Source organism: Caballeronia sp. LZ034LL (genome assembly GCF_031451215.1).
Lineage (GTDB): Bacteria > Pseudomonadota > Gammaproteobacteria > Burkholderiales > Burkholderiaceae > Caballeronia.
Genome location: NZ_JARUXR010000004.1, coordinates 1,245,529 through 1,262,811 on the forward strand (window position 1 = coordinate 1,245,529; position 17,283 = coordinate 1,262,811).

At 66.2% G+C, this 17,283-nt stretch carries 16 protein-coding genes; 7 read left to right on the top strand and 9 right to left on the bottom strand.

Annotated elements, in window-relative coordinates:
* Positions 1–750 carry an electron transfer flavoprotein subunit beta/FixA family protein gene (locus QCE83_RS33160; RefSeq protein WP_309820909.1) on the top strand — a complete coding sequence of 250 codons (750 nt, stop codon included), beginning with the start codon at positions 1–3 and terminating at the stop codon, positions 748–750.
* Positions 751–1,680 (top strand): FAD-binding protein, encoded by a 930-nt coding sequence (locus QCE83_RS33165; protein ID WP_309820910.1) that lies wholly within the window; start codon positions 751–753, stop codon positions 1,678–1,680. It abuts the gene before it with no gap.
* On the opposite strand, the gene QCE83_RS33170 is transcribed toward QCE83_RS33165, so the two are convergent.
* Positions 1,675–2,712 carry a LacI family DNA-binding transcriptional regulator gene (locus QCE83_RS33170; RefSeq protein ID WP_309820912.1) on the bottom strand — a complete coding sequence of 346 codons (1,038 nt, stop codon included), beginning with the start codon at positions 2,710–2,712 and terminating at the stop codon, positions 1,675–1,677. The two genes, QCE83_RS33165 and QCE83_RS33170, sit on opposite strands and share 6 nt — an antisense overlap.
* Positions 2,713–2,878: 166 nt before the next feature.
* Between QCE83_RS33170 and QCE83_RS33175 the strand changes: the two genes are divergently transcribed.
* From QCE83_RS33175 to QCE83_RS33185, 3 genes are read left to right on the top strand one after another with little or no spacing between them, the layout of a single operon-like run.
* Positions 2,879–4,537, top strand: coding sequence for a GMC family oxidoreductase N-terminal domain-containing protein (locus tag QCE83_RS33175; RefSeq protein ID WP_309820915.1), 1,659 nt, complete (start codon positions 2,879–2,881; stop codon positions 4,535–4,537).
* Positions 4,538–4,581: 44 nt separating this feature from the next.
* Positions 4,582–5,667, top strand: coding sequence for a mandelate racemase/muconate lactonizing enzyme family protein (locus QCE83_RS33180; RefSeq protein ID WP_309820917.1), 1,086 nt, complete (start codon positions 4,582–4,584; stop codon positions 5,665–5,667).
* 30 nt (positions 5,668–5,697) lie between these two features.
* The gene (locus tag QCE83_RS33185) at positions 5,698–7,164 is read left to right on the top strand and encodes an aldehyde dehydrogenase family protein (protein WP_309820919.1); all 1,467 of its coding nucleotides are present in this window, start codon (positions 5,698–5,700) and stop codon (positions 7,162–7,164) included.
* A 6-nt stretch (positions 7,165–7,170) separates the two neighbouring features.
* Here QCE83_RS33185 and QCE83_RS33190 read toward each other — a convergent pair whose 3' ends face one another.
* The 8 genes from QCE83_RS33190 to QCE83_RS33225 are packed head-to-tail and all read right to left on the bottom strand — an operon-like array spanning position 7,171 to position 14,556.
* A complete protein-coding gene (locus QCE83_RS33190; protein WP_309820920.1) occupies positions 7,171–7,917 on the bottom strand; it encodes an SDR family oxidoreductase in 747 nt (248 codons plus the stop codon).
* A gap of 14 nt (positions 7,918–7,931) precedes the next feature.
* A complete protein-coding gene (locus tag QCE83_RS33195; RefSeq protein WP_309820922.1) occupies positions 7,932–9,038 on the bottom strand; it encodes a glycerol dehydrogenase in 1,107 nt (368 codons plus the stop codon).
* Positions 9,031–9,708: an HAD family phosphatase gene (locus QCE83_RS33200; protein WP_309820924.1), complete on the bottom strand. Its 678-nt coding sequence runs from the start codon at positions 9,706–9,708 to the stop codon at positions 9,031–9,033. The genes QCE83_RS33195 and QCE83_RS33200 overlap by 8 nt, the downstream gene beginning before the upstream one ends.
* Positions 9,705–11,222: an FGGY family carbohydrate kinase gene (locus QCE83_RS33205; protein ID WP_309820927.1), complete on the bottom strand. Its 1,518-nt coding sequence runs from the start codon at positions 11,220–11,222 to the stop codon at positions 9,705–9,707. Before QCE83_RS33205 ends, QCE83_RS33200 begins: the two co-directional genes overlap by 4 nt.
* A gap of 1 nt (position 11,223) precedes the next feature.
* Entirely contained in the window at positions 11,224–12,123 is a 900-nt protein-coding gene (locus QCE83_RS33210) for an MBL fold metallo-hydrolase (protein ID WP_309820930.1), read from the bottom strand.
* A complete protein-coding gene (locus QCE83_RS33215) occupies positions 12,123–12,902 on the bottom strand; it encodes an SDR family NAD(P)-dependent oxidoreductase (protein WP_309820932.1) in 780 nt (259 codons plus the stop codon). Before QCE83_RS33215 ends, QCE83_RS33210 begins: the two co-directional genes overlap by 1 nt.
* 29 nt (positions 12,903–12,931) lie before the next feature.
* Positions 12,932–13,918: a shikimate dehydrogenase gene (locus tag QCE83_RS33220; RefSeq protein ID WP_309820934.1), complete on the bottom strand. Its 987-nt coding sequence runs from the start codon at positions 13,916–13,918 to the stop codon at positions 12,932–12,934.
* A complete protein-coding gene (locus QCE83_RS33225; RefSeq protein ID WP_309820936.1) occupies positions 13,915–14,556 on the bottom strand; it encodes a glucose-6-phosphate isomerase in 642 nt (213 codons plus the stop codon). The genes QCE83_RS33220 and QCE83_RS33225 overlap by 4 nt, the downstream gene beginning before the upstream one ends.
* Before the next feature lie 211 nt (positions 14,557–14,767).
* Here QCE83_RS33225 and QCE83_RS33230 point away from each other — a divergent pair, with 211 nt between their 5' ends.
* Both QCE83_RS33230 and QCE83_RS33235 read left to right on the top strand, forming a co-directional pair.
* Positions 14,768–16,171, top strand: a complete 1,404-nt coding sequence (locus QCE83_RS33230; RefSeq protein WP_309820938.1) for an FAD-binding oxidoreductase — start codon at positions 14,768–14,770, stop codon at positions 16,169–16,171.
* Between the two features lie 74 nt (positions 16,172–16,245).
* A complete protein-coding gene (locus QCE83_RS33235) occupies positions 16,246–17,223 on the top strand; it encodes a substrate-binding domain-containing protein (protein ID WP_309820940.1) in 978 nt (325 codons plus the stop codon).
* Positions 17,224–17,283: the final 60 nt, after the last annotated feature.

Below are 17,283 nucleotides of genomic sequence, written 5' to 3' on the forward strand. Positions count from 1 at the left end.
ATGAAAGTCATGGCAGCAGTGAAACGTGTCGTCGATTACAACGTGAACGTCCGCGTGAAGGCGGATCACAGCGGCGTCGAGACGAGCAACGTGAAGATGTCGATGAACCCGTTCGACGAGATCGCCGTGGAAGCCGCCGTGCGGCTGAGGGAAGCCGGTCATGCCAGCGAAGTGATCGCGGTGACCTGCGGCCCGGTGCAGAGTGCGGAAACGCTGCGCACGGCACTGGCCATCGGCGCGGATCGCGGCGTGCACATCCACACCGATGCGGAATTGCAGCCGCTGGCCGTCGCCAAGCTGCTGAAGGCGGCGGTCGAGCGCGAGGAGGCGCAGCTGGTGATTCTCGGCAAGCAAGCCATCGACGACGATGCGGGCCAGACCGGCCAGTTGCTCGCCGCGCTGCTCGACTGGCCGCAGGCCACGTTCGCCAGCCACATCGAGATCGGCACGGACACGGCCACGGTCACGCGTGAAGTGGACGGCGGGCTCGAAGTGATCGAACTCACGTTGCCGGCCATCGTCACGACGGACTTGCGCCTGAACGAACCGCGTTACGTGACGCTGCCCAACATCATGAAGGCGAAGAAGAAGCCGGTCGATACGCTGAGCCCGGCGGAACTCGGCGTCGATCCTGCGCCGCGCCTGAAGACGCTCACCGTGAAGGAACCGCCCGCGCGCCAGGCCGGCGTGCGCGTGACCGACGTGGCCGCGCTCATCGACAAACTCCGCAACGAAGCGAAGGTAATCTGAATGACCACTCTCGTCATTGCCGAACACGAAGGCGCCCGCATCAAGGCCGCCACGCTCAACGCGGTGAGCGCCGCGCAGCAGTTGCAGAATAGTGTGCATGTGCTGGTCGCGGGTCATGATGCACGCGGTGCAGCGGAAGCGGCCAGCGCCATCGAGGGCGTGGAGCGCGTGATCCTGATCGACGCGCCGCAACTCGCCGACGGCCTCGCCGAAGCGCTCGCCGCACAGGTGCTGATGCTGGCGCCGTCGTACACGCATCTGTTCTTCGCGGCGACGGCGGCGGGCAAGAACGTCGCGCCGCGTGTGGCCGCGAAGCTCGATGCATCGCAGATCTCGGATGTCATCGCCATCCATGACGCCGATACTTTCGATCGCCCCATCTACGCCGGCAATGCGATCGCCACCGTGCAGTGCGGCGACGCAATCAAGGTCGCGACGATCCGCACCACCGCGTTCGATGCCGCCGCCGCGTCAGGCGGCGACGCGCAAATCCACACGCGTGAAGCGGTGGCTGTGAACGGGCGCGCCCGCTTCGTGCGACGCGAAATCGCCGTCAGCGAGCGGCCCGAGCTGACCTCGGCGCGCATCGTCGTGTCGGGCGGGCGCGGACTCGGCAGCGCGGACAACTTCGCCATTCTCGACCCGCTCGCGCAGAAGCTCGGCGCGGCGGTGGGCGCGTCGCGCGCAGCCGTCGATTCAGGCTTCGCGCCCAACGACTGGCAGGTCGGGCAGACCGGGAAGATCGTCGCGCCGCAGTTGTACGTGGCGGTCGGCATCTCGGGCGCGATCCAGCATCTGGCCGGCATGAAGGATTCGAAGGTCATCGTCGCCGTCAACAAGGATGCCGAGGCGCCGATTTTCAGCATCGCGGACTATGGACTCGTCGGCGATCTGTTCGAGGCCGTTCCGCAACTCACGCAAGGGTTATGACCCGCGCGCGGCAGCCGTGCTGCCGCGCACCTTGAGTTCCGCGTCGAGCCCGATGAAGCGCGGCGCCAGATCACGTCCCTGTTCGATCCGTTCGAGCAACGCACGCGCCGCAATGGCACCCGTGTTGTACTTCGGTTGCGCGACCGTGGTCAGTCCGATCAACGGATGACTTGCCAGGAAGATGTCGTCGAAGCCGGCCACCGAGATATCGCCGGGCACGGACACGCCCTTGTCGCGCAACGCACCGAGTACGCCGATCGCCATCAGGTCGTTGGCGGCGACAATGGCCGTCGGCGGTTGCCGCATGCCGGCCAGCAACGCACCCGCATGCGTGCCGGCCTCGATGGTGTAATCGCCCGGCACGACCAGCGCGGGATCGATCACGAGTTTCGCGCCGGTCATCGCCGCGCGATAGGCACGATAGCGTTCGGCGGCCGAACTCGAATCCCGCAGGCCTTTCACGAAGGCGATGCGCCGATGCCCCAGCGACAGCAGATGCGTCATCAGCGCGCGCATGCCGCCGCGGCTGTCGATAGCAACAAGGTCGCCGCTTATTGCATCGCTCTTCCGGTTGATCATCACGATGGGCGGAAGCCGCGCGATATCCAGTTCCTCCGCGTCGTGCGCAGTCAGTCTCTGCGCGACGAGGATCAGGCCGTCCACGTGCTTGTCGATGAGATTGCGCAGATACGCCACCTTGCGGTCGGACTGCGAGCCGGTGCTGCACAGGATCAGGTTGTGATGCCGTTCCCACAGCGCGTCTTCTATGCCATGCAGCACTTCCGGTGTGAACGGATTCGCGATGTCGCCGACCACCACGCCGACCGACCACGTGCGGTTCATCCGTAGCGCGCGCGCCGTCGCCGACGCCACATAGCCGAGTTCGCTCACCTTCGCGAGCACCAGCGCCCGCGTCTCCTGGGCGATGTGCCGCTTGCCCGCCAGCACGTTCGATACCGTGGCCGGCGACATGCCGCACGCCGCGGCCACGTCGAGTATGGTGGGACGATGACGCGCTTTCGATGTGCTCACGTAGTCTGCTTCCAGTACTTGTGGTTTACCCCGCCGACCGTTCGCCGCGGTTGCAGGCCGATCATAAAACGTTTTATGCTCGGCACATCATAAAACGTTTTATGACTGTTCACGAACGATCCCGAATGACGGGATGCGCAAGTGGAACGATCAACGGAGACCCGGCGTGACGCGCGAGGAATTCGACTACATCGTGGTGGGCGGCGGCGCTTCGGGTTGCGTCACGGCGGCGCATCTCGTGACGAAAGGCGGCTATCGCGTACTGTTGCTCGAAGCCGGACATTCGCATCATCACCCGCTGCTCGACATGCCGCCCGGCATCTTCAAGCTCATTCACGGCAGCAAGTACATGCGGTATCACACGACCGTGCCCCAGCCGCATCTCGACGGCCGCGCGCACGAGATTCCGCAGGGCAACGTGCTGGGCGGTGGATCGTCGGTGAATGCGCAGGTGTACATGCGCGGCCGGCCCGCGGACTATGACGCGTGGGACGCCGTGCTGCGCGACAACGCCGATGCCGCCGACTGGAGCTGGAACGCGGTATTGCCGCACTTTCGCGCCATCGAAGGCAACGAGCGCTTCAACAACGACCGGCATGGCGTGGACGGCCCTGTGCTGGTGTCCGATCCCGGTCACGTAGATGTCTTCTCGCGCTGGTTCGTGCAGACGGTGCAGGCCATGGGCGAGCCGTTCAATCCGGATTTCAATGGGCCGTCGCAGCGCGGCGTCGGCTACTATCAGTTCACCAATCGCAACGGCCGCAGAAGCAGCGCCGCCTATGCGTTCATCGAACCGCTCGCGCACGACGACCGTCTGACGGTCAGACTCAACGCGGACGTGTCCCGCGTGATCATCGAGAACGGCGTGGCGACGGGCGTGGCCTACCGGCAGGGCGGCGTGGAGCACATCGTTCATGCGCGGGGCGAGGTGATCGTGGGTGCGGGCGCGCTGGTGACGCCGAAGCTGCTGATGCTTTCGGGCCTTGGTGCGGCCGGGCATCTCGCGGAGCACGGCATTGCGTGCCGCGTGGACCTGCCGGGCGTGGGCGCGCACCTGATCGACCATCCCGAAGTGCCGATGACGGCCATCGCTCGCGGCCGGCATGGCTATTACAAGCAGGGCGAAGGCTGGCGCATGCTCAAGAACGGCCTGCAATTCCGCCTGTTCGGCACTGGCCCGATCCTGACGGCCGGCTTCGAGGCAGGCGCGTTCGTCAATCCACTGGACCGCGATGCCGAACCGACCATCCAGGCCTTCGCCATTCCCATCGTCTATCTTGACCGCCAGGCGCATGGCGCGTTGCAGGACACGTATGGGTTCACGATCACGACGGTGCTCGTCAAGCCGAAGTCACGCGGCTACGTGAGGCTGCGTTCGGCGGATCCTTCCGCGATGCCGCTCGTGTCGCCCCATCTGCTGTTAGACGACGACGACATGCGCCGCATGATCGCGGGACAGCGCTTCTTTCTCGATGCCTTCAGGACCGAACCGCTCGCAGGGCGGCTGACGCGTATCGCAATGCCCGAGCGCGAGGACGACGACAGCCTGCGGCAGCACTGCAAGCGCTTCGTCAAGACCAACTACCACCCGGCGGGCACGTGCCGGATGGGCGCGGACCGCGACCCGCTGGCCGTGCTCGACGCGCGCCTGCGCGTGCGCGGCGTGAGCGGCCTGCGCGTCTGCGACATGTCCGCGGTGCCCGACATCAACGCGGGCAACACCAATGCGCCCGCGATGATGCTGGGCACGCGCTGCGCCGCGTTCATTCTGGAAGGCGAGCGGCCACGCTCGAACGCTGGACAGGCCGTTGACGCCGCGCATTGAAGCAGCGCGGACACGAAGACTTTCATTCAACCCGAGGCAAGCCCATGGCGATCATCCGTGAAGTCCAGAGCGACTACTTCCGCGTTCCCCTACCCGTGCCGCTTTCCGACAGCACGCACGGGCTGATTCCGAACTTCGAGCTGGTCACGATCCGCGTGCGCGATGCGGATGGCGCGGAAGGCGTCGGCTACACCTACACGGTGGGCCGCAACGGCCGCGCGGTGCAGGCGGTAGGACTGGAGATCGCGGAACTGGCGCGCGGCCACGACGCCGATCTTGCCGAAGCGCTCTGGCAATCGGTCTGGTGGGCGCTGCACTACGGCGGCCGTGGCGGCCCGAGCGTGCTGGCGCAATCGGCCTTCGACATGGCGATCTGGGACTTGAAAGCCAAGCGCGCGAAGCTGCCGCTCTGGCGCATGCTCGGCGGCTTCGATCCGAAGGTGCCGGTCTATGCGGGCGGCGTGGATCTCGACTTTCCGCTGGAGCAGTTGCTGAAGCAGGCGGAGACGTTTCTCGACAAGGGCTATCGCGCGATCAAGATGAAGGTGGGGCGCAAGATTCTCGCCGAAGACGTCGCGCGCGTGGCCGCCATGCGCGAGCTGCTCGGCGAAGGCTTCCCGCTGATGGCCGACGCCAACATGAAATGGTCGGTCGACGAAGCCATCCGCGCGGCGCGCGCCCTCACGCCGTTCAATCTGGTGTGGCTGGAAGAGCCGATCATCCCCGACGATGTCGCCGGTCATGCGCGCATCGCGACCGAAGGCGGCCTGCCCATCGCCACCGGCGAGAACATGCGGACGATCTGGGAATTCAAACAGATGATCGAGCAAGGCAAGATCAGCTTCCCCGAACCCGATGTGACCAATTGCGGCGGCGTCACGCCGTTCATGAAGATCGCGCATCTCGCCGAGGCGCACAACCTTCCGGTCACTTCGCACGGCGCGCACGACGTGACCGTTCATCTGCTCGCCGCCGCGCCGAATCGCTCCTATCTGGAAGCGCATGGTTTTGGCATCGAGCATTACATCGCCGAGCCGCTGAAGATCAACGAAGGCTTTGCCATTGCGCCCGAAAGACACGGGCACGGCATCGAGTTCGACTGGCAGAAACTGGCCGCGTTGCCTGCTTGAAGCAGGTTCGGCCCATCAGGAGACAGGATAATGAGCTTCGCCGCACTGGAACGACTGGGCATTCCGCTCAACAGCGTGTTCGTCGATGGCGCCTGGACCGCCTCGGATTCCACGGAAACCATCGAGGTCCATAACCCGAAGGACGAGTCCGTCGTCGCGACGGTCTGCAAGGGCTCGCCCGGCGATGCCGAACGCGCCGTCGCCGCCGCGCGTGCCGCCTTCCCGGCGTGGGCCGCGCAATCAGCAATCGCGCGTGCGGGTCTGTTGCAGCGCTTCGCCGCCCTCATCGACGAACACGGCGACACGCTTGCGGAACTGCTCGTGTCCGAGCAGGGCAAACCGCTCGCGGAAGCGAAGATCGAAGTGGGCTTCACGAGTCTGCTGTTGCGACATGCCGCCGAAAGCGCGCGCTGGATAGAAGGCGAAATCCTTCCCGGCGATGCACCGCGCGAACAGGTGTGGATTCAGCGCGTGCCGTTCGGCGTGGTCGCCGCGATGACCGCATGGAACTTCCCTGCCGCGCTGTTTGCCCGCAAGGTCGGACCGGCGCTGGTGGCGGGCAACACCATCGTGCTCAAGCCGCATGAGTTCACGCCGCTGAGCTCGCTCTATCTCGCCGAACTCGGCGCGCGCGCCGGCATGCCGAAGGGCGTGCTGAATGTCGTGCTGGGCGCAGGCCGCGAGGTCGGCGCGCATCTGGTCACGCATGCCCATACGGATCTGGTGTCGCTGACCGGCAGCGTGCGCGCGGGCGGCGAGATCTATGCGGCCGCCGCGCCGCAACTCAAGCCCTTGCGGCTCGAACTGGGCGGCAAGGCGCCGTTCATCGTGATGGACGATGCCGACATCGACGCGGCCGTGACCGCCGCGATGGCGTCGAAGTTCTTCGCGGGCGGTTCGGTGTGTACGTCCAATGACCGCATGTACATTCACGAGCGCGTCTACGACACGTTCATGGAGAAGTTCTTGGGCGCGGTGGGCGCGCTGCGCGTCGGCGATCCGATGACCGACGTGCAGATCGGGCCGCGCATCAGCAAGGGCGAAGTGGAGAAGCTCGAACGCATCGCCGCGACCGCCGCTGAACAAGGCGCCACGCCGCTGTTGAAACACGAAGGCGCAACCAGTCTCGATGCGCGCGGCAACTGGTTCCTGCCGACCATTTTCTCGGTGCCCAGCAACGACCTGCGCATCATGAAGGACGAGACCTTCGGCCCGATGGTCGCCGCCCTGAAAATCTCCGACTTCGACGAAGCGCTGAAGTACGCGAACGAGTCCGACTACGGCCTGTCCGCCTATGTCTTCACGCAGAGCAACGCGCGCATCATGCGCTGCATCGGCGAACTGAACTTCGGCGAGGTCTACATCAACCGGCCGGGCGGCGAAAGCGTGCACGGCTTTCACACGGGCTACAAGAACAGCGGGCTCGGCGGCGAGGACGGCCGGCATGGCATCGAAGGCTTCATGCGCAAGAAGACCATGTACAACCGCTTCGGCTGACCTGGCTTACGCGCCGGTCAGATAGCCGCCGTCCACGGGCAAGGTCACGCCCGTGACGAACGCCGCAGCCGGCGACGCAAGAAACGTCGCCGCGCCCACCAGATCCTCCGCCTCGCCCCAGCGTTTGAGCGCGCTGCGCGCCGCGATCTTGTCCGCCTTCGCCGGGTCCTGCCACAGCGCCTTCGTCATGTCCGTGCGATGGTAGCCCGGCGCCACCGCATTGACGCGCACGCCCGCCGGTCCGAACGCATGCGCCAGCGCGCGCGTCAGCCCGACGATGCCCGACTTGCTCGCGCAATACGCGGGCACGTCGGCGTCGGCCATGAAACTGAGCATCGAGGCGATGTTGATGATCGCGCCGCGCCGGGATTCGAGCCGGTCGCGCGCCGCCATCGAAAGACGCATCGCCGCGCTCAGGTTCACGTCGAGCACTTCCTGGAATACCGCATCCGTGTATTCGTCGGCGGGACGCGCGACGCCCGCGGCATTCACCAGCACATCGAGTTCATCCAGCTGCGCGACGAAGTCCACGATGTCGCCGGGACTGCGCACGTCGAGCTTCTCAAAACGGATGCCTTCCAGCGTGCGGTCCGCGCGCAGGGCCGCGAGCTTGGCATCGGAACTGCCCGTGGCGATGACCCGCGCCGAGAGCGCTGCGAAGCCGCTTGCAATCGCGAGACCGATACCGCTCGTCGCGCCCGACACGAGCACCGTCCTGCCTTCGAAAAGTCCTGCGCGAAATGCCTGTTCCATGTGATCGTCCTCGTTCAAAAGGTGGTGGCGGGTTCGGCGTGATCCATCAATGCGGCGTAGCGGTCCATCGCTTCGAGCGCGGCGACGACCATGCCGGCGTTCACCGGATACGGCTCGTTATGAATGATTTCGCCCTCGCGGCACGCACGCTCCGCGACGCGCAGCAAGGCCGCGCGGTCCGCCGCGTCGACGTGGATGTCGGCAAGACGCGTCGGCAGTCCCACCGCCTTGCAGAACGCGAACACGCGGCGGCGTTCGCTGTCTGCGCACGGCCACAGAAACAGCGAAGCCAGCGTGCCGATCGCCACTTTCTCGCCATGCAGGACGCCGTGCGTGCTGTCGAGTTGCGCCAGTCCGTGATGGATCGCATGCGCCGCCGCGACGCCGCTCGACTCGAAGCCCAACCCCGACAGCAGCACCGTGGCTTCCAGCGTCGCGTCGAACGCGGGCGTCACGGTCTTGCGCCTGCAATCGGCGACAGCGTCCACCGCATGCGCGAACAGCGTGTCGCGGCACAGCCGCGCGGCCTCGAAGGCGAGCGCGGTACCCACGCCACCGCACAGATTGCGCGCGCCGGAGCGCCGGCAGGCATCGGCTTCGTAGAAGGTCGCGAGGGCGTCGCCGATCCCCGCGATGAAGAAGCGCACCGGCGCCGCGACGATCAACGCGGTGTCGAGCAGCACGAGATCGGGATTGCGCCGCACGAAGCGGTCGCGCACCACGTGCCCTTCCTCGGCGTAGATGACGGCGAGCGCGGAGCACGGCGCATCGGATGCCGCGATGGTCGGCACGCAGACGAACGGCAGCCGCAGATCATCCGCCGCCGCGCGGCCGATATCCACGACCTTGCCGCCGCCGAACGACACGACGATATCCGCACCGCATTGCCTGACCCACGCGGCGGCATCGGCGATGGCGCGTTCGGTGCAGGCGGCGTCCTGCTTGCGCATCTGCACGCGCACGCCGTCGGTCTTCGCCGATGCAGGTTCGATCAACGCGGCAACGCTGCTGTCGACGAGACACGCCGCGTGCGTGCCGAGGCGCGCGAGTTCCGCGCCGAGTTGCTCGAGCGCGCCCGCGCCCTGCACATAGCGCGACGGAAAAATGCTGGTTCTAGGCATGATCGTCCGTCTGTCCGGAGAGGGAGAAATCAGTCAGGCCGAGCGCCCGCGCCAGTTCTTCCGGCGTGAAGACGATCTGCGCTTGCGGCGGAAACAGCGCGGCGCCGGCTTCGTCGGGCGGCCAGCCGAGCACGCGCATGTTTGCGGCGATGGCCGCGCGCGCGCCGGTCGGACTGTCTTCGACGACGATCACCTCGGCGGGCAGCGCGCGCATCAGCCACGCGGCGCGTTCGTAGGGCTCGGGGCTGGGCTTGCCCATGCGCACGTCGTTGGCGCTCACAGTCACGAGTTGCGGCTCTTCGAGGCCGAGCGCGCGCAGGTTCGCTTCGAGCAGCATGCGCGACGAGTTCGACACGATGCCCTGCGCAATCCCCGCCCGTTGCGCCGCGCGATACACCTCCAGCGCACCCGGACGCGGCACGAGATGCGGCGCGCCGTCGAGATAGGCGCGGGCGCGAAACGCGGACCACGCGGCAAACGGCGTGGATAGGCCGAAGCGCTCGCAGCACAACGCATGCACTTCGCGCCCGGTCTTGCCGAAGATCAGCGGATGCATTTCGTCGCCGGCTTCGATGCCATGTTCCGCCAGCACCGCGATCAAGGTGCGCAGATGCAGCGCCTCGCTTTCGGCGAGGGTGCCGTCCATGTCCCAGAGAATGGCTTTGATCATCGTGAGGGTTCTTGAGAGTCGAGGGCGAGCCGGTCGAGGTCGTCGTAGAACTGCTGCGCGTTCAGGTACAGGCGCTCGAAGATCGGCATCATGCGGTCGTAGGTGTCGCTGGCGCGTTCGTCGGGCAGCACTTCCTGCTCGAAGCTCACGAACGCATCGACGGCGTCGGCGAGACGCGCGAACTGTCCGTGCGCGGTGGCGGCGAGAATCGCGCAGCCCGTCACGCCGCATTCCACCTGCGTGGGCACCAGGATTGGCGTGCGATACATGCTGGCCTTGATCTTCAACCACAGCGAAGCCTTCGCGCCGCCGCTCGCCGCGACGAGCCGTTCCATCTTCGCGCCGTCCGGTTGCAGCAGCGCAATATGCCGACGCACGCCGAACGCGACGCCTTCCAGCACCGCGCGATGCAGATGCGCCAGTCCATGCTTTGCCGTGATGCCGAAGAACTGCGCGCGCGAGTTGGTGTGCTCGCCGAGACGCTCGCCGGTCAGGTACGGCAGGAAGAACAGCCCTTCGGCGCCCACCGGTGCGCTCGCCGCCTTCTGCGCGACGCTCTCGTAGGACAGCGCGTTTTCGTGGAAGGCGCGGCGCGCCCAGCGCATCGCATCGCCGCCGGAATCGAGCAGCATGAAGCGGCCCCAGGAGCCATCGCAGGTCACGAGGTTCGATACTTCGGGATGCAGCATCGGCGTATCGGCGATGACCGTAATGATCGACGACGTGCCCGTGATGTCCGAAGCCTGCCCTGCGCCATACACGCCCGAGCCCAGCACCGACACCGGATAATCCGCGCCGCCGACCAGCACCGGCGTGCCTTCGCGCAGGCCGGTCGCGGCGGCGGCTTCCTTCGTCACGGCGCCGAGCAGGTCGAGCGGCGCGCGGATCGGCGCGAGCTTCGCGGCATCGAGTCCGAGCAAGTCGAGCATGTCGCGCGACCACGTGCGCGTGACCGGATCCATCAGGAAGCTCGTCGATGCATCGCTCCAGTCGCAGGCGCGCTCGCCGGTCAGACGGAAGTTCACATAGTCCTTCGGCATGAACACCGTGGCCGCGCGTTCATAGGCTTGCGGATCGTGCTCCTTGATCCATTGCAGCTTGAACGCGGGCCATGCGGGCGTCGCGGGATTCGCGGTCTTGTGCAAGTACGATGCCGCATCGTGCCGCGCGCGGAACTGCGCGACCTGACCGAAGGTGCGCTTGTCGTTCCAGAGCGGCGCGGTGTCGCGCGTGAGCTGTCCGTCGGCGTCGATCAGCACCGTGCCGTGCATCTGCCCGCACGCGCACACCGCCACGACGTTTGAAGCCGCGCCGGGCACGCTGTCGAGCGCCTCGCGAATGGAACGCGCCGCGCCCGTCCACCAGTCGGCCGGACGCTGCTCTGACCAGCCATAGCGCGGCACGATCTGCTCGTGCTCATGCGCCGCGATGTGCCGCACCACGCCGCGCGAATCGACGAGCGCGGCGCGCACGCTGCCCGTGCCCACGTCGATCGCGAGATAAAAGGTCTCCATGTCATTCATCCCTTCGTGCGCGCCGAAGCGTCGATGCGCCAATGCGCCACGCGCAGCCGGTCTGCGCGCGGTGTATCGACAATGCGCCGTGTTCGCGTTCATCGTCGATGCGTGCGTCGATCACTTCGGGCGCGAGCGTATTGAAGTCGAACAAGCCGTGATGATGCGCGATCAGCGCGGGAATGTGCGCGGCGCGCGCGAGTTCGACGGCTTCGTCGAGCGTGAAATTGCCCGGCACGCCGTTGCCGCTGCGCGTGGCGTCGCGGCCATTTACCGGCAGCAGCGCGACATCGGGCGCGGCCAGCCGCACGCGCTCGTGCAGCTGCGGATACGGCACGCAATCGCCCGAATGATAGAGACGCACGCCATGCAACTCGATCACATAGCCGAGCCACGGATGACGCCCCGCTTCCTCCGTGTCGAGCGTTTCGTGCGCGGACGCGATCGGCGACACCGTGCAGCCATCGAAGAGCGGCACGCGCTGTCCTGCATCGACCGGGATCAGCCGCTCGCGGCTCGCGCCGGTGCGCCTGAGCGCTTCATCGAGCGATGCTTCCGGCACGACGAAGCGCAGCGACGGAAAGCGTTCCGCCAGCGGTTGCAGCGTGCCCGGGTCCATGTGATCCGTATGCCGATGCGTACACAACACGACATCGAGGCGGTCGAACTCATGCGGCGCGATGGGCGCGGGCATCATGCGCTCATGCGGAAAGCGCGTGCCGCGATACTTCTCCGCGAGCGAGTCCGACAGATACGGATCGATCAACACCCGCGCTTCCGGCGTCTCGATGACGAAGCCCGCCTGGCCCAGCCAGTACAACACGACCTCGCCCGCGCGCGGCGCATGACGGGCATCGGCCAGACGCTTGGCGAGCGGCGTATCGAAGGATTCGGCGTGCATCACCAGCACACGTAGCCGCCGTCCGCGAGCACGATGGCGCCCGTCATCAGGCTCGCCGCATCGCTGGCGAGGAACAGCGCCACGGAGGCCACTTCGTCCACGCGTCCAAGACGGTTCATCGGCGTGCCGCCCACCCAGTGGCGATACATCTCCTCGTTCTCTTTCTTGTACACGTACTGGTTCATTTCCGTGTCGATATAGGTCGGCGCAACCGCGTTCACGCGCACGCCGCGCGCGCCCCATTCGGCGGCCAGCGAGCGCGTCAGATGATGCACGCCCGCCTTCGACGCGTTGTAGTTCGCCTGTTCCTGCGGCCGGTTGACGATGAAGCCCGACATCGAGCCGACGTTCACGATGTTGCCGCCGCCGTGCTCCAGCATGCCCCGGCCGAACGCGCGGCAGGCACGGAACACGCCGTTCAGGTTGACGTCGATCACGCGGTCCCACACTTCGTCGCTCATCGTTTCAGCGGGATGATTCGAGATCGCGATGCCCGCGTTGTTGACGAGCACGTCCACCCTTCCGTGACGCGCGACCACGGCATCGTTGACGCGTTGCGCGGCGGCGGGATCGGTGACGTCGAACAGTTCGCCTTCCACCTGCGCACCCGACGACGCCAGTTTCGCGAGCGCTTCGTCGAGCGCTTTTGCGTCGAAGTCCGTCAGCACGAGCCGCGCGCCTGCTTCGACGAGCGCTTCCGCAATCGCAAAGCCGATGCCGCGTGCCGCGCCCGTCACGACCGCGATCTTGCCGTCGAGCCGGAATTTGTCCATGTACATGTTCAGCGTCCCCTTGGTGACGAATGCTTTTATGAGGCTGCGCGCGGCGCGGGCTTGCCTGCGTCGGCGGCGATGCGGCAGATTTCATCGAACGCCGGACCGCTCGACGCGATATCCCGATGAAACACTTCCGCGATCACGCGTGTCCAGCCATAAATGAAGTAAGTCCAGCCGTCTTCGACCTGCAAGCGCCGCTCGCGCTCCTGCGCGCGCGCCTGATCGAGAAACACCAGATCGCCGCGATAGTTCAGGTCCCACGCGATGGCGCGTTCGGGAAACACGGCGGCATCGGTCAGCGGCGAGCCGGGCGCGTCCTTGCCCAGACCCGTTGCGTTGATCACGAGCGCGCCGGGCGACAGCCGCGCGAGCACCGCGTCATTGTCCTCGGGGCGCGGCGCGGTGACGTATTCGCACGGCACGCCGAGATCCAGTTCGCGATGGATGCGTTCGATTTCCTCCAGCCGCCCCGCCGAACGGTTCGACACGATCACCTTCGAAGGCCGGTCCGCGCCGCGGCTGCGCTGCATCAGATGCCAGGTCAGCGCAATGGTCGAACCGCCCGCGCCCATCGAGAAGACTTCGGCGCCGGTCGTCGCGAAATGCCCCTCCGGCAGGAAGCCGTCGAGCGCGAAACCCGACGTGATCGGATCCTTGGCGTGGCAGACGAACTTGCCGTCGCGCTTCGAGAGACAACTCGTCTCGCCCATGATGCGCGCGTAGTCGTCGATCTCGTCGAACAGGTCGCGGCAGGCCGCATACAGATCGATCTTGTGCGTCGTGACCAGCGCGCCGAGCGAGAGCGGATCGTCGCGCAGGAAACGCACCGCTTCCCGGTAGGCTTCCGGACTCGAGTGCGGCTTGAAGTCGATGCCCTTGATCTCGACATCGCCCAAACCCAGATGTTTCGCCCAAGCTGGAAAGACCCGCATGATCGAACTCTGCGCCGTCGTCACGCCGATGAAATAGAAGGTCGGGCGGCGCGCCGGCTCGTATGTCGTCGTGGCAACCTGGGTCATCGCGTGGCTCCTTCGCTTGCGCGCTCGATCAACTGCTCGATGTCCGCGCCGCTGCGCGCCACATACGCCGGATTGGGTTCGGTGCGATAGCCGCCCGCGCCGTCATCGACGACGCGCAGCTTCATGCCGTTCGACTTCTCGATGATCGCGTAGTCCTGGCCCGAGTCGGCGGGATAGCAGAACAGCATCACGAAGTCCTCGCCGCCGAGATTCACCGAGCGATGGATCCAGCGCGGCGGCACATAGCACACCGTGTTCGCGCGTATCTCGATGATGCGCGTGTCGCCATCGGGCGACTCCATCAGCATCAGCCCCGTGCCCTTCAGTCCGAAGTACAGCTCCGGCCGGTCGATGTTCGCGTGGATATGCCCGCGCGTCATGAAGTACTCGTTGCCCACCTTGCCCGGACTCATGCGCGTCACGCCGGTAATGAGATCGCCGGGCGCCGCGCTCGGGCGATGGTCGGTCACGTCGTACACCACTTCGTCGCCGCGTTGGGCCGCGAGCGCGGCGAAGGCGGCGGCATCGGCATAGAGGCCGTCGAGATCGCGCAGATGCTTCCGGTAACGCGTGTCCGTGCCGTCCATGAGGCCGGTCTCCAGATCGACGTCGAATGCTCGGGGTTCAGGCCAACTCATGAGGCGCTCTCCAGGATCAATGTCCCGCCGATTCTAACGTTACTTTTAGTAAAGTTAAAAGATAAGTTTTGACGTTTTACGACCGGGTTTTCCCCGATAAATTGCTGCTTCACAGCACGCAAACGCTAGTGATACGATCTGTCAACGTTCACATAACTAACGATATTCGCTGGCGCTAGGGCAAGCTTGTCCGCCTCGCCGGGAGACATCCATGCACGACTCAGACTTGCCTGCGGTAGTGGCCGCGCTGCATGAGGCGCTCGGCGCCGGCATTGTGACGCTGCCCGCCGATTTCGCCGGCCGCAAGCACGCCGACTGGAGCCGCACGCCGAGCGCCGATCCCATCGCGTTGATCCGGCCGCGCACGACCGAGCAGGTGGCCACGGCGCTGCGCATCTGTCATGCGCACCGGCAAGCGGTGGTCACGCAAGGCGGTTTGACGGGCCTCGCGGGCGGCGCATGCATGCTGGGCGGCGAAGTCGCGCTGAGTCTGGAGCGCATGACCGGCATCGAGGAGATCGATGCCGTGGGCGCCGCGATGACGGTACTGGCCGGCACGCCGCTGCAAACCGTGCAGGAAGCAGCCGATGCGGCGAACTTCATGTTCCCGCTCGATCTCGGCGCGCGCGGCAGCGCGACCATCGGCGGCAATCTCGCGACCAATGCGGGCGGCAACCGCGTCATCAAGTACGGAATGATGCGCGAGCAGGTGCTCGACCTCGAAGCGGTGCTGGCAGACGGCACCGTGGTCGGCGGCCTGCGCAAGATGATCAAGAACAACACCGGCTACGACCTGCGCAACCTGTTGATCGGCAGCGAAGGCACGCTCGCCGTCATCACGCGTGCGGTGCTGCGGCTGCGTCCGAAGCCGCGCGCCGTCTCGACCGCATTCTGCGGCGTCAGCAGCTACGACGCCGTGACCACGCTGCTGCACGCCGCGCAGGAGCGGCTGCCCGCGGGCGTCTCCGCATTCGAGGTGATGTGGCCGGGCTATTACGACTTCGTGCTCGACCGTCTGCCGGAACTGCGGGCACCGCTCGAAGAACGTCACGCGTACTACGTGCTGCTGGAGAGCAGCGGCGCGGACCCGGCGCGCCAGGCGGAAGCCTTCGAGGACTTCCTGGGCGAGATGCTCGAAAACGGCGTGATCGCGGATGCGGCGCTGGCCGCGAGCGAAGCGGACGCCGCCGCGTTCTGGGCGATCCGCGACGCGCCCGGCGAATATCCGCGCCTGATTCCGGGCCGCGTGTCCTTCGACGTGAGCTTTTCGATCGCCGATGTCGGCGAGGCGGCGCGCCGTGCCGAAGCGAAGCTGCGCGAGCAATGGCCGCGCGCGACGATCCTCATCTACGGCCATCTCGGCGACGGCAATCTGCATATCGTCGTCCAGGAACCGGACTGGCCCGCCGATACCGCGCCGCGCGTGCAGGCGGTCGTGTATGGCGTCACGGCGGAGTTCGGCGGCTCGGTGTCGGCGGAGCATGGCATCGGCCTGAAGAAGCTCGGCGTGATCGCGCTGTCGCGCACGCCCGCAGAACTCGCCGCGATGCGCGCGGTGAAACACGCGCTCGACCCGCTGAACCTGCTGAATCCCGGAAAGCTGCTTCCGGCCTGACCCGCTTCATTCGACGACGCAGCAGTCGATCACTCGCATCACACCCGCGCGCTCGCGCTCATAAAGGAGGAGACATGTCCCGTGTCATGAAGAAAGCAGCCGGCGCCATCGCACTTGCGGTCGCGGCCATTGCGCTGTCGTCGTCCGCGTTCGCCGCCGACAAGATCAAGGTCGGCATCTCGATGAAAGTGCTCAACGCGCCCTACTTCGCCGCCGCGATGGAATCCGCGAAGGCACGCGCCACCGAACTGGGTCAGGACGTCATCGTCGCCGATGCGCAGGGCAAGATGCAGAAGCAGATTGCCGACGTGGAAGATCTCGTGACGCGCGGCATCAAAGTGCTCATCATCGATCCCGCCGATCCGAAAGGTCTCGTCAACGCGGTGAACGCCGCGACCGCCGCCGGCGTGAAAGTGGTCGTGATCGACAGCACGCTCGATCCGAAAGCCAACTACCTGACGCTGGTGCAGTCGTCGAATCGCGAGAACGGGTCGCTGGTCGGCCAGTGGGTCGTCAACACGATGGGCGACAAGCCGCTCAAGATCGCGCTCATCTCCGGCGAGAAGGGCAATCCGGTGGGCAAGGAACGCCGCGACGGCGTGCTCGAAGGGATCATGGAAGCGCAGCTCGCGAAGACCGGCAAGGTCAACGTCCAAGTGGTCGGGCAAGGCTGGGGCAACTGGTCCGACGAAGGCGGCCTGAAGGCGATGGAAGACCTGCTGGTCGCCAACAAGGACATCAACATGGTGCTCGGCGAGAACGACAGCATGGTTCTCGGCGCGCGCCGCGCGATCGAAAGCGCGAACCGCCAGGGCATCACGCTGGTGGCGGCGGCGGACGGCCAGAAGGAAGCGCTCGCACTCATCAAGCAGGGCAAGTACGGCGCCACCGCGCTCAACGACCCGGCACTGGTCGCGCGCACTGCCGTGGATATCGGCGTGAAGGCGGCGCAAGGACAAGCCGTGAGCGTGCCTAAGATCTCCTACACGCCTTCGGCGGTCATCAGCAAGGACAACGTCGACAAGTTCTACAACCCGAAGGCGATCTTCTAAAGCCGGACCGACCGCACGCTGCGCGCGCCGTCATGCGCGCAGCGTGCTGGAGTGGAGAAC